At 62.7% G+C, this 1,176-nt stretch carries 1 protein-coding gene; it reads left to right on the top strand.

Features of this window, described 5'->3' with window-relative positions:
• Positions 1-4: 4 nt before the first annotated feature.
• Positions 5-1,176, top strand: a 1,172-nt coding sequence (locus A5764_RS09150) for an MCE family protein (RefSeq protein ID WP_369807293.1), incomplete at its 3' end; no start/stop codon positions are given.

Raw genomic sequence — 1,176 nt, 5'->3', positions numbered from 1 at the left:
GAAGTTGACGATGGTGGCGTCGCGGGCCGGGTTGGTGATGGATCCGGGGTCGAAGGTCACCTATAACGGGGTGGAGATCGGGCGGGTGGCCCATATCTCGGAGACGGTGCGTGATGGTCAGCCGGCGGCCAAGTTCACCTTGGATGTGTATCCGCGGTATTTGCATTTGATTCCGGCCAATGTGACTGCCGATGTCAAGGCGACCACGGTGTTTGGTGGCAAGTATGTGTCGTTGACGACGCCGAGAAACCCGTCGCCGCAGCGGATTTCGCCGCAGACGGTGATTGATGCGCGGTCGGTGACCACCGAGATCAATACGTTGTTTCAGACCATCACCGAGATCGCGCAGAAGGTGGATCCGGTGAAGTTGAACCTGACGCTGAGCGCGGCGGCGCAGTCGTTGGCGGGGTTGGGGGATCGGTTTGGTCAGTCGATCGTCAATGCCAATGCGGTGCTCGATGATGTCAATCCGCAGCTGCCGCAGGCCCGTCATGATGTTCAGCAGTTGGCGGGGTTGGGGGATACCTATGCCAATGCGGCCCCGGATTTGTTTGATTTTTTGAACAATGCGGTGATTACCTCGCGCACGCTTAATCAGCAGCAAAAGGATTTGGATCAGGCGTTGTTGTCGGCGGCGGGGTTTGGCAACACCGGGGCTGACATTTTCAACCGGGGTGGGCCGTATCTGGCGCGTGGGGCCCAGGACCTGGTGCCCACCGCTCAGCTGCTCGACACCTACAGCCCGGCGATCTTTTGCACCCTGCGCAACTACCACGACATCGAACCCAAGGCCGCCGCCTTCCTCGGCGGCAACGGCTACTCGCTCAATAGCCACACCCAGGCGCTGTCGGGGTTGGGGCTGCTGCTCAACCCGCTGTCGGCGATCACCCTGGTCGGCCTGATCGGGATCTTCGCGCTGCCCACCCAAGGACTGTCGGCCCTGGGCAATATCGCCACACTGATCGGTGGGGCGCCCAACCCCTACATCTATCCGGAGAACCTGCCCCGGGTGAACGCCCGCGGCGGGCCCGGCGGCGCACCCGGTTGCTGGCAGCCGATCACCCACGACCTGTGGCCCGCCCCCGAGTTGGTGATGGACTCGGGCAACAGCATCGCGCCGTACAACCACCTAGAAACCGGGTCGCCGTACGCGATGGAGTACGTCTGGGGCCGCCA

Source organism: Mycobacterium sp. 852002-51057_SCH5723018 (genome assembly GCF_001667035.1).
Taxonomy (GTDB): domain Bacteria; phylum Actinomycetota; class Actinomycetes; order Mycobacteriales; family Mycobacteriaceae; genus Mycobacterium.
The sequence above is the reverse complement of the archived record's forward strand: the minus strand, read 5'-3'. Positions and strand labels throughout refer to the sequence as shown.